The sequence below is a fragment of the Candidatus Auribacterota bacterium genome (genome assembly GCA_026392035.1).
Classification (GTDB): domain Bacteria; phylum Auribacterota; class Tritonobacteria; order UBA1439; family UBA1439; genus JAPLCX01.
Window position 1 is genome coordinate 77,993 of record JAPLCX010000064.1, and the last position, 11,137, is coordinate 89,129.

Annotated in this window: 9 protein-coding genes; 6 read left to right on the forward strand and 3 right to left on the reverse strand. The window is 59.3% G+C overall.

The features are described 5' to 3' along the window. The first annotated feature begins 5 nt into the window (after positions 1 to 5). The 5 genes from rpsU (at position 6) to NTX71_06555 (ending at position 4,036) form a co-directional block, all read left to right on the forward strand. The gene (gene rpsU / locus NTX71_06535; GenBank protein ID MCX6339560.1) at positions 6 to 173 is read left to right on the forward strand and encodes a 30S ribosomal protein S21; all 168 of its coding nucleotides are present in this window, start codon (positions 6 to 8) and stop codon (positions 171 to 173) included. Then, positions 174 to 1,130 carry a TIM barrel protein gene (locus tag NTX71_06540; GenBank protein MCX6339561.1) on the forward strand — a complete coding sequence of 319 codons (957 nt, stop codon included), beginning with the start codon at positions 174 to 176 and terminating at the stop codon, positions 1,128 to 1,130. 105 nt (positions 1,131 to 1,235) lie between these two features. Beyond that, positions 1,236 to 1,619, forward strand: coding sequence for a RidA family protein (locus NTX71_06545; GenBank protein ID MCX6339562.1), 384 nt, complete (start codon positions 1,236 to 1,238; stop codon positions 1,617 to 1,619). A 59-nt stretch (positions 1,620 to 1,678) separates the two neighbouring features. Next, complete coding sequence (locus tag NTX71_06550) at positions 1,679 to 3,202, forward strand: glucose-6-phosphate isomerase (protein ID MCX6339563.1); 1,524 nt, start codon at positions 1,679 to 1,681, stop codon at positions 3,200 to 3,202. Between the two features lie 15 nt (positions 3,203 to 3,217). Next, a complete protein-coding gene (locus NTX71_06555; GenBank protein MCX6339564.1) occupies positions 3,218 to 4,036 on the forward strand; it encodes a polysaccharide deacetylase family protein in 819 nt (272 codons plus the stop codon). A gap of 58 nt (positions 4,037 to 4,094) precedes the next feature. Here the strand turns inward: NTX71_06555 and NTX71_06560 are convergent, their stop codons facing one another. Both NTX71_06560 and NTX71_06565 read right to left on the reverse strand, forming a co-directional pair. Beyond that, complete coding sequence (locus NTX71_06560) at positions 4,095 to 5,492, reverse strand: sugar transferase (protein ID MCX6339565.1); 1,398 nt, start codon at positions 5,490 to 5,492, stop codon at positions 4,095 to 4,097. A gap of 56 nt (positions 5,493 to 5,548) precedes the next feature. After that, positions 5,549 to 6,349 (reverse strand): hypothetical protein, encoded by an 801-nt coding sequence (locus NTX71_06565; protein MCX6339566.1) that lies wholly within the window; start codon positions 6,347 to 6,349, stop codon positions 5,549 to 5,551. 252 nt (positions 6,350 to 6,601) lie between these two features. Here NTX71_06565 and NTX71_06570 point away from each other — a divergent pair, with 252 nt between their 5' ends. Further along, positions 6,602 to 7,579 carry a bifunctional oligoribonuclease/PAP phosphatase NrnA gene (locus NTX71_06570; GenBank protein MCX6339567.1) on the forward strand — a complete coding sequence of 326 codons (978 nt, stop codon included), beginning with the start codon at positions 6,602 to 6,604 and terminating at the stop codon, positions 7,577 to 7,579. Between the two features lie 192 nt (positions 7,580 to 7,771). Here the strand turns inward: NTX71_06570 and NTX71_06575 are convergent, their stop codons facing one another. Then, positions 7,772 to 10,912: a fibronectin type III domain-containing protein gene (locus NTX71_06575; GenBank protein MCX6339568.1), complete on the reverse strand. Its 3,141-nt coding sequence runs from the start codon at positions 10,910 to 10,912 to the stop codon at positions 7,772 to 7,774. Positions 10,913 to 11,137 lie beyond the last annotated feature (225 nt).

Consider the following 11,137-nt stretch of genomic DNA (forward strand, 5'->3'; position numbering starts at 1 on the left):
TGAATTTGCCAAAGGTAATTCTGAGGCCGAACGAGCCGGTGGAGAGGGCCCTGAGGCGATTGAAGAAGAAAATCGACAAAGAGGGCATCATGAAGCAGGTGAGGAGACACCGACACTACGAGAAGCCCAGTCAAAAGCGCCGCAGGAAGGCACAAGAAGCCAGGAGGAGATAGTTGTTCATCGCTCCCCAGGAGAGCATGCTGGCTTTTTCTACCTCGTGGAATGCTGGTGGCAGGCTCACCCCGAGGGCGTTGCTCTTGACCCTGCGCGGGCTCGGTGTCAGGGCGATCGAGCTGAGCTACCGGCACACGGAGAAGGAAGTTGACGCGATCTCCACCTGCTGCCGCTCGCTGGAGATGGGGATTGTGAGTGTGCATAACTTCTGCCCCCTCCCCGCCGTGCCGGATCGCGGACGCTCTCTCTCTGAGATACTCCTCCTGTCCTCTCTGGAAGAGGCCGAGCGCCAGGCTGCGGTCGAAGAGACAAGGCGCTCTATCGACACTGCCGCTGCGTGTGGCGCCCGGGCGCTCATCGTGCATCTCGGGCGCGCGGAAATACCACCATTCACGAGGGACCTGATAGAACTCTACCGGTGCGGCCAGGAACGCTCGAAGCGCTACCGGGAAATGCACGACCGCATGGTGGAAGAACGGGCGCGGAGCGCGCGGCGGTATTTCGACAGGGCACTCCTGAGCCTGGACGCGCTCTGCCCGGATGCGTCGCGTGCGGGTGTGTTGCTCGCGGTTGAGAACCGCTTCCACCACAGAGAAATCCCCTCCCTGGATGAGTGCGGGGAAATTATGGAGCGGTTCAGGGATGGCCCGATTGCGTATTGGCATGACATCGGGCACGCCCAGGTCATGGAAAATCTTGGTTTCTGGCGGCAGGAGGATTATCTGGACGCGGCAGCGGGGAAGTTGTGCGGGTTCCATGTCCATGACGTGCTGCGCTGCCAGGACCACCTGCCTCCATCATACGGCACGGTGAATTTCAGCCGTTTCAGAAAGTACTGGAATCCCCTCGCGCCGGTGGTCATCGAGCTCTCTCCCGCCAATGATACCGCTGCGGTTGTGCGGGGGATTGAGTACGCCAGGCGCGAAATGGCCGGGGCATGTACGGGTGCGGGCTGACCAGATTGAGCAGAACCCAAGATGGCCCCTCGCATGACATCTCTTAACTCGATGGGATAGTGCTGCCGCGGGCACGGCTTATGGATGATCAATGGAGAAGATACCATGACTAAAACCATCATCAGCACGGAAAAAGCCCCGGGGCCTGTGGGACCGTACTCACAGGCGGTGCGGGCGGGAAACATGCTTTTTATTTCAGGGCAGATCGCCATTGAGCCGCAGAGCGGGACGCTCGTGAGCGGCGATGTAGCGCAGCAGACGAAAAGGGTAATGGAAAACCTCGGCGCGATACTCCATTCCCAGGGACTCTCGTTCGCCAACCTGGCGAAGACCACGATCTACCTCAAAAACCTCGGAGACTTTGAATCGGTTAACAGGATATACAGCGAATATTTTGATTCCGGGCCGCCTGCCCGTGCCTGCGTTGAGGTTTCGCGCCTTCCTAAAGATGCGGCGGTCGAGATAGAGGCGATCGCGGTGTATGGCTAATGGTTGAGGGTCGAGGGTGGAGGATTGAGGATCGAGGGTTGAGGATCGATGGTTAAGGGTTGAGGGTTGACTGTCAGCGGGGGGAACGCGTCGAGGGAGCGCGGGGCGGTGCGCGGAACCACGCTCACCGTGAAGAGGATCGAGCGAAAGAGGTGACGAACATGGGCGCGAACGGTGTGGTGATTGATTATACGCATATGATGGCAGACGCCATCGGCACCGAGAACGGCATCTGCGCCGAGGATCTGAAGAGTTCAATGGACAGGGCGTGCGCCGCCGCGAGTTCAGTGCGCGCGGCTGCCGGGGAAGGGCGCATGGGCTTCTGCAAGCTCCCCTTCGACCCGTCACTCGTCAGAGAAGTCGGGGGCGTTGCAGACCGGCTCGCCGCGGCGGTTGATAATTTTGTCGTCCTGGGGATAGGCGGGTCGGCGCTCGGCAACAGCGCGCTTCACGCGGCGCTCAACCATCCGTACTACAATCTCCTTCCCAGGGAGCGGCGCGGCGACAGGCCCCGTATCTTCGTGCTCGACAACGTTGACCCGGAGTTCGTCGCCGGCGCCATGGATCTGCTCGACCTGGAGCGGACCGCGATCAACGTGATCACGAAATCGGGGAGCACGGCGGAGACCATGGCGCAGTGTCTCCTCTTCCTCGACGCGATGGAGAAAAGGCTTGGGAAGGAAAAAATGCGGGAGCGGGTGATCGCCACGACCGATCCGCATCGGGGGGCGCTGCGGTCGCTCGCCCTCCGCGAGGGATACCGCCTGCTCACGGTCCCGCAGGATGTGGGCGGCCGCTTTTCGGTGCTCAGCGCCGTGGGTCTTCTGTCTGCGGCCGTTTCGGGTATTGACATCGGGGAGCTCCTCGAGGGCGCGCGGCTGATGCATGAGATTTCACTGAAGCCTGAAATCTCATCCAACCCGGCGCTCGCACTGGCGCTCCTCTACTACCTGGCCTATACGAGAAAGGGGAAGGCCATCGCTGTCATGATGCCCTACTGCAATGGCCTGCTCGGGATCGCCGACTGGTTCAGGCAGCTCTGGGCGGAGAGCCTGGGGAAGAGGGTCGATCGCGCCGGGAGGGTTGTGCACGTGGGGCAGACGCCGATCAAGGCGCTGGGCGCAACGGACCAGCATTCGCAGATTCAGCTCTACATGGAAGGGCCGTGCGATAAGATCGTGACATTCGTAGGCGTGAGGGAATACCGGCGTGAGGTTCCGATTCCGCGTCCCGCCGTGCGTGATGATGCGCTCGATTACCTCTCGGGGCGGACGATGAACTCCCTGATCCGCGCCGAGCAGAGGGCGACCGCCCTCGCGCTCGCGCGCGCCGGGAGGCCAAACATTTCAATTGAGCTCAGCCGCGTCACCCCGCGCACCGTGGGGATGCTGCTCTACATGTTCGAGATGCAGACCGCGCTCGCCGCTGAACTTCTGGGGATCGACGCATTCGACCAGCCAGGCGTCGAGCAGGGGAAGAAGCTGACGTACGCCATGATGGGGCGCAGCGGGTATGATGAGATGCGGGAAGAGATCGAGCGGATGGAGGGGGATAGGAGCAGTAGGTACGTGATCGAGCTGTGAGGGGAAAGGATCCCAATGCCCTTTATAAAGAAGAGGAGGGTTCCCATCTTCCTCTACCACGGGGTGAGCGAGTGTGAAACCGACGCCATACGCGATCCGATCTACGCGCTGCCGATCTCGGCGATCAAGGCTCAGGTAAACTGGCTGCGTAGTCATGGCTGTGCCGCGGTGCCCCTTGACGCGATCCTGGCGCGCGCGGGGACGGAAGGGAGCGCGTTCGTCATCACGATTGACGATTGCCTCGCGAGCGCGTACACGCACCTTTTCCCGCTCCTCCTGAGCGCGGGATGCAGGGCCGTGGTGTTCCCCGTGGCGGGACTGGTGGGGCGGAAGGGCTGGGTGAGATGGGGCGAGCTCGACGAGATGCGTCGAGCGGGGATGGAAATCGGCTCCCACACGATGAGCCATGCGAATCTGGCTGCGATATCCCGGCATGAAGTGACGAGGGAACTCCGGGAATCAAAGGGGCTCCTTGAAGACAGGCTGGGGGCGCGTGTGAGATTCCTCTCACTGCCGGGCGGCTACCATAGCCCCACGCTCGCGGCAGCCGCGATTGAGGAGGGCTACGAGGCGATATGCGGCTCCGTGTTCGGCTACAGCCGTTATGGAGCGGATCGTTACGCGCTCAAACGGTTCTGCCTCAAACAGGGTGACGGGGAAGCGATCGTCCACCGCGTCATGAGAGGGGCATTTACGCCACTCGCAACGCGCTACTTAAGAGAGCGGGGAAAAGATGCGTGCAGGCGGTTGATGGGGGAAAAATTTTATGCGGTGGTGCGGGGCGCGCTCACGCCGCGCGGTACGCCTGCGGGCCTCCCCCGCTTCCCCGTGTGAGGTTGCATGCTCGTTGTTCCTTCGCTTTAAACTTTAGACTTTCAACCTTGAACCGTAGTTACACGCCCCTCGCGCTGAGCACCACGCCCAATGTCTTGAGCATTATCCACAGGTCAAGGATGAGGGACATGTTCTCGATGTAGTAGAGATCGCAGACGAGCTTCTCCGCGTGCGACTCAAGGCTCCCCGCGTAGTTCAGGGTTACCTGCGACCATCCGGTGATCCCCGGCTTGACCTCCAGCCGCTCCGCATAAAACGGGATGCCGCGGATGAGCGAGCGGACGAAGTGGGGGCGCTCCGGCCGGGGACCGACGATGCTCATGTCTCCCTTGAGCACGTTGAAGAACTGAGGCAGCTCATCGAGGTGGGTCCTGCGCAGGAACCGCCCGAACCGTATTACCCTCGTGTCACCCGGGCGTGACCATACCGGCCCGGTATCTTTTTCAGAATCCGCGCTCATCGTCCTGAACTTGAGCATGGTAAATGGGCGGCAGTGCAGCCCCGCTCGCTCCTGTCTGTGAATGACCGGGCCGGGAGAGGTGAGTTTGATGATCAGGGCGATGGGCGCCATGAGCACGGGCCCGGCGAACACGATTCCCACGAGCGAGAGCGCGATATCCATCACCCGTTTGATCCCTTTATACGGACCGCGCCCGTAGCGGACGGTGGTCAATTCAATCAGCGGGACATTTTTCTCTGCGGCGGTGGCGGCTACCCGGCCCACGACGGCTTCATAGAGATTAGGGACCGTCTTGAAGATGATGTCCGTGTTGATGAAAAGGGAGAATATCAGGGCGACCTGGTCCCGGGGGAGATCGGGAGATGAGATCACCGCCTCGTCCACCGGGATTCTCTTAATGATCGAGGGGATATCGTTCACGGAGCCGAGGATCATGCGCCGGTCGACGCGCGGCTCTTCTGCCCCCGTTGAAACATACCCCACCAGCGTGCATTTGACGCCCGTGCGGCGGGTGAGATGGAGCATCAGGCGGAAGGCGTTCTGATCGGTGCCGATAATGAGCAGGTGGGAGACGAAGTAGTCGTGGCCCAGGATGGCGTTGATGAGGCGGCGGACCAGGACTCTCCACGTCGTGATCAGGGCTGCCGTGATGCCCCACGAGATCAGGATTACCGACCGCGGATAGGCGAGGGCGCGCGAGTAGAAGGCCGCCGCGATAATGATGAGCGTGCTCACGGTCATGGCCTTGACGATGTTTGAGAGGCTCTCGATGTTGGTCTTGTATTTTGGCTTCTCGTAGAGGCCGAACACGTAGAGGCAGATCAGGCGCAGGAGGACGATGAACACCGCGATCCGCTTGTAGGCGTCAAAATTTGCCTGGCGCACGTCGATGCCGAAACGGAGGGAGAAGGAGAGCAGGTCGGCGAGGACAATGAGCACGATGTCAATGATCACCCCGGCGCCCACGATCAATCGAATCGATGGTTTTGCTTTCATAGTGACCGATGCGGTGCTGAGCGGCCTCCCGCTAATGTAAAAATCTTTGGAGCGGGCTACGATTTATTCCCGTCGGGCTCGCGGGCGAACTTTACCAGAAAGCTCTTCTGAACCTTCGCGTCCTGGGAGGTCTCCACGATGTCTGCGAGGCACATCCTATTGTAGAGTTTCTTCACCTTCGCTCTTCCTATCTGCACGCCATCGTGCTCGATCGTGCCCTCATCCCCTGCTTCGATCCCGTCGGCGCTCCCCACATTGAGGATGATAAAATTGTACGTATTATTAAGAATGAGGATCTGACCCGCGATCTCACTGACCGACGGGGCTGCCTCGGTGACGACCGTTTCCTTGAGCTGAATGTCCTGCGCGATCGGGGTGCCGACCCCCTGCGCCAAATTGAATTGGGCCATGCGCGTTTCCATCTCGGATTGCTTCCTGCTGAGCTCCTCGATCCTCTCGTACATCTGCATCTCCATCTCTTTGCTTTCCTTCAGGCGTTTCCGCAGATACGCTGCAATCTCTTCCTTCCGCGCGGCGTTATCTTTCGCCTCCTTCTCGCGCCCCTCGATCAGGCCGAGACGCTGTTCCAGGTCACGGATTGCCTGTTTTTTCTCATCCATGCTTTTTTCAAGGCTTCGTCTCTTGTACTCGATCGCGATGATTTCTTCCTTGGTCTGGGTGAGTTTGTCCTGGAGCGAGATGGTCACGAGGTTCTGAGAGTAATACTTCGCGTAGAAATAGGCAACCGCCGCGCTCTCGGCGAGTATGATCAGAATGACCACGAGACTGATCGGGTGCGCTCTAAACGCAGTCCCGTGTCCCTTGGGGCGGTGTGTGCGTGGCGTGGTTTCTTCCATAGAATTGAATATCTCGACAGCCCAGCGTTGTTCTTATCGCGCAAGGCCACCCGGTCGCGTAATGGGTCAGTTTTGCAGGGGTAACGGTAAATGATGTTCGCCACGGATTTTCACGGATAACCACACGGATGGCCGCAGATGAAGCTTTCTTTTGATCTGTGAATATCCGTCATAATCCGTGTTCATCCGTGGCCCCCCTCCTGTCAACGGCAGCACGTAAGACGCTGCCATCGGGAGAAAAGAGTGAATCCCGTGGCTTCGTTAGCGCGCGTAAAAAAAATCATCAGGGACGGCAAGGTATTTGCGCTCACCACGCATATATACCCCGATGGTGATGCCATCGGTTCCACGATGGCGTATCTCCTCCTCCTGAAATCGATGAACAAGAGCGCGGTCGCCATCATCCCGTCACCGGCCCCTCTCATATACCGTTTCCTCGACAGGAGAGGGGACCTGCTCGCGTACCATAAAAAATATGATCCCCTCATTGCCGGGGCGGACGCCCTCTTCATCCTTGACTCCAGCACGAATGACCGCCTGGGGCCGATCTATGAGGTGGCGCGGCGCTCCGGGGTCAGGCGGGTGTGCATCGACCACCACCCCGGCAATACGGTCGAGGCGGAGACCAAGTTTGTGAAAATCGATGCCTGCTCAACCGCGCAATTGATATACGAGCTCTATCTTGCCTGCGGCCGTGAGATCGGGCGGGACGCCGCAATCGCCCTCTACACGGGGATGCACACCGATACGGTTTCGTTCAACTTTCTTGGCACGACTGCCCGCACGCACGAAATAGTCGCCGATCTCTTGAGGAGGGGAGTTGATCCCAAAGAGGCATGGCTGCGGATGTATGGGAATGATTCGCCCCGCTTGATGAAACTGGCGGGAATTACACTCGAGGGACTTCGCACGGCGGCCGGGGGCCGCATCGCGTGGGTGGTGATACGGGAATCACAATGGCGGCTGCTGCGTGTCAACCCGTCTGAAACGGAATCGATTACACGCTACCCGCTCACGTTGCGGGGCGTGGGGGTCATCGCCCTCTTCTGTGAGGAGGGGAGAAGACAGGTCCGCGTGAGCATGCGGGCGCTGGACCGCACCGATGTGGGGAAAATCGCGCGCGCCCTCGGCGGGGGAGGCCACAGTACCTCGGCCGGCGTGCGGATGCAGGAACCCCTCCCCAAGGTGGTCAGAAAGATAATCAAAGCACTGATGAGAAGAAAACCCTAAATCCGAAACACTAAACTCGAAACAAACTCAAAACTCAAAATCCAAAAACATTGAACGTTGGTGTTTTGAGTTTAGAGATTCGGGTTTCGGGTTTGTTTAGGATTTCGTGTTTAGTGTTTCGAGTTTCTCCCCGGAGGGGATCATTTGGAAAGGAGGTGCGCGGAAAGTTGAAATTCAAGACTTGACCCCTTGTCAGGGGAGATGCGCGGAGGCCGCTTTTGACTTCTCGCTGTGGAGGCCCACGCCGTCAACTGCGGCGATCCGGTAGGTGTATTTCTTTTTTGCCTGCGCCGTGCAATCCTCGAATCTCAGGCCGGTGACCTGGCCGACCCTGCTCTCTCCGCCGAGGATGTCCCACGCCGTGCTCCTGTAAATCTCGTAGCCGGAGATATCAGGCTCCGGATTTGCTTTCCAGGTCAGTACAATCTTGCCGTTTTGGGCTTCGGCAGTCACCCCCTCGGGCGCGGCGGGGCGGGGTTTCGTCGATGCCTCGGTTTTATCCGAGGCGTCGCTCTCGAGGCCGTCAGCATCCACCGCACGCACGTTGTACTGATAACGCGCCCCGTTCTCGAGCCGCTCATCGAGATAGCTGTTTGACTTCGAGCTCCCGACGTCCTTGAAGCTGCCACCGCGCCCTGTTTTTCTGGACACAACGTAGTGGTCTATGTCGCCCTCGGGATTCGCCGCCCACGTGAGGCGGGCGCTCCTTGCCAGACCTGATTCTGCCGAGAGTTCACGCGGCTTCGTGGGGCATGGTTTGGTAGTCGCTGAAACCGGTTGAGAGAAGTCGCTCACGAGATCATCGCGATCCACCGCCTTTATTTTGTAGGAGTATGTCGTCAGGTCTTTGAGCCCCTTGTGGATGAATTCGTTCTGCGGGGTTTCAGCGAGCTGCCGGAATGGTCCGCCCTCCTTCTCGGCAGAAAAGATGGTGTACTTTTTTATGTCCGTTTCAGGGTTCTTTTCCCAGGAGAGGGGTGCGGCCCTGGCCTTGTTGCCGGAAGCCGCGAGACCGCGGGGCGTGGAGGGGACGGGTTTTGTGGTCGCCTTGACAGGGGGGCTCATCTGGCTTGAGAGGTCGTCCTTGTCGATAGACTGCAGTTTGTAATAGTACTCGGCTTTGTCTTCGAGACCCCCGTCCGTGTAGCTCGGGCTCGAGAGCCATCCGGGCTTGACCGTGGCGATTCTCTTGTAGTCGCCATCCTCAGAACGGCTGCGATACAGCCGGAACTCGCGGATGTCGCTCTCCTTGGGGTTCCCCCACTCGAGGTAGACCCTGCGGGCAAGGCCGCTCTGGGCGGTGAATCCTTCCGGAATTGAGGGATGTGGTTTTGTGGAGACCGCGAACGGCTTGGAGGGCTCGCTATCGAGTCCGTTCCGGTACTTTTTGGCCACCTTGTAGTAATAGGTCTCCCCGTCGCCGAAGCCCCCTTCGGAGAAGCGCGGCGTTCGGCTTTCCCCGATGGATTTGAATTCGCCGTCAGCCGAGGCGGAGCGGTAGATCACATATCCGGTAACGTCATTTTCATTCTCGCTCCAGGAAAAGGATGATTTTTTCACCGCGACATTTTCTTTTACCGGGAGCTGTCCCAGAGCCGGCCGGGGGCGGGTTGTCCCCGCCATCTCGGGGCACTGCTTTGACTCCATCTTGGTGGTGTCCGCCGCGGCGAGCCGGTAGTAGTAGGATGCGCCGTCGCTCAGATTTTTATCAACCCACTCTGTCTCTCTTGTCTTGCCGAGCAGCGCGTACGGGCCCTCCGCAGACTCGGCGCGATAGATCCTATACTCCTTGAAATCGGGTTCCTCGTTGGCGCTCCATGAGAGGATGTTCCTCCTGATGCCCGCCTCGATCTTCAGGCCGACCGGCGGCGCCGGCGGGCAGAAGCGGACCACGTAGCTGTTCTCCAGCCTCAGCACCTCCCGGTTCACGAGCGGTCTCAGTTCGTGCTCGAAGTTCGCCTTGAGCGAATCGGCGAGGATCACCCTGCCTGTCTCCACGTCCAGGAGGCGGAGGTCTATTTCGATGGAGTTGGCGAAGGCTGCGACGCCCCCGGCGAGCGCGACGTCAATTCCCAGGATCTTGCCTATCTTCTTTGCCGTCTCAGACTCGACAACACCTGACTGGTCGAAGTATATCTCGTCAATGACCTTGCGCACCTGCTTCCGCTCGATGACCTCGAAGTTCGGCTGTTTGGCGAACGCGGTGATGAACATGTCCGAAATGGCCTCGCCGTAGCCGCGTGACTGCGCCGCCGGGTTGTTGTTCTTGAAGTCAAAGACGGCAATGCGCACGGGCTTCTCAATTCGCGCTACCGTCACCTCGGGCCTCGGAATGGCGTACGAAAATATCTGCACGCGCCGGTTCCCCTTGTCCGCGATGAAGATCCGGCCATCGGCGCTGGTTCCGACTCCCTGTGGCTGGCTGAACTGCCCATGGCCCTTCCCCTTGCTCCCCACGCTCGTGAGGAATCTTCCCTCGGGATCGAACAGCTGGAGGGTGTTATTTTTCTCATCGGTCACGCAGACTACTCCCATGGCCCCCACGGCGATCCCGCCCGGTTTCTCGAACTTGCCTCCGCGCTTCCCCCGCCCGCCGAAACTGAAGAGGTACGCCCCCTGTGGGCTGTAGGCGTGGACAATGCAGAGGCCCTCATCGATGAGGTAAATCGTCCCGTCAGGGCCCACGGCGACATCCCTGAGGCGTTTGAACTGGGGCCAGGAGATATATTTGATCGGGCCGCTCGTGCGTGAGATGTTGATCTTTTCGATCGGCTTGGGGCCGGAGACTATCTGCATCACGAAGACCCCGCGGGGGTCGAATTTCTGAAACCGGTTATTCCCCTGGTCAATCACGTAGAGGTTGCGCATGCCGTCAACATCGATCCCGGCGGGGGCACGGAAATTCCCCGCGTCCACGCCCTTTTCTCCAATCCTTGAGCTGAACGCCCCCGTGCGGTCGAATATCTGGACGTTGTCGTTTTTGGTGTCCGAGACATGAATGCGTCCCTCGCTGTCCACGGCCAGGCCTGAGGGGCGGGGGAATGTCTTGCTCCAGAAACCGGTTTCTCCGATCACGAAGAGCGGCTTGCCCTGGGAGTCGGCGGCGAAGACCTGGTGGGTTGACGCGTCGAGGATAAAGATATTGCCGGCGCGATCCGATGCCACGTCCACCAGAGCCTTCCAGTCGTTGTTGTAGATCTCCCGCTCGTAGTTGACGGATCTCAGGCTGACCGCGTACTTGGGAGGCCCCTGGAGGACGTAGAATTGTGGCCCCGCGCAGCCCGCCCCGACAATAATAGTTGCGTAAATTATGCGGCGTAGGACTCTCTTCATTTCAGTAAGAATATACAACCTTACTATGTTTCAGTAAAGGAGATAAGGGACGTTCATGGCATCCCTGTTGCTAGTGTTGTGTCCCGAGGGAATTGCTTTGCTCATAAGATGTTGCATAGGAGAAGGAGAGAAGAAGTACAGAAATGAGTTTACCCCATCGCGTGAGGCAGAGAGAGTGAGGTTTCATGCAGAGATAGGGAAATTCACCCCAGGAGGGGAGAATAG